Annotated in this window: 1 protein-coding gene; it reads right to left on the bottom strand. The window is 71.3% G+C overall.

The window, feature by feature from the left end:
- On the bottom strand, positions 1-414 hold a 414-nt coding region (locus VTU_RS26175; RefSeq protein WP_010102345.1), incomplete at both ends, for an excinuclease ABC subunit A.

The raw sequence follows: 414 nt of genomic DNA, 5'->3' as shown, positions 1-414 counted from the left end.
CGAGCGTTTCGGCGAACAGTTGGCGGATGCTGTCCCAAAAGCCGATGTAGGTGGCGGGGCAGGAGCGCGGTGTTTTGCCGATCGGCGTCTGGTCCACCTCGAGCACGCGGTCTATGCTCTCGAAGCCCGACAACCCCGTGCAGCCGACCAGCGGCGGCGCCCGGCCCGCGTCCATGGCTTCGCGCCCGGCCCGGGTGCTGCGCTGCTGCACCCAGGCCCGCACATTGGCCAGCAGCACGTCGCGCGCGAGCGTGGATTTGCCCGATCCGCTCACGCCCGTGACGGCCACCAGGCGCTGCAGCGGCACGGCGGCGTTCAGGTTCTGCAAGTTGTGCAATTGCGCACCGTGCACCCTGAGCCAGCGGATCGCCGTGGGCGCGCCGGCCTCGGTGCCCACGGCCACGGTCTCGGCCG

The sequence above is a fragment of the Verminephrobacter aporrectodeae subsp. tuberculatae At4 genome (assembly GCF_000193225.1).
GTDB lineage: Bacteria > Pseudomonadota > Gammaproteobacteria > Burkholderiales > Burkholderiaceae_C > Acidovorax > Acidovorax aporrectodeae.
Note: the sequence above shows the minus strand (reverse complement) of the source record. Positions and strands in the feature narration are given on the sequence as shown.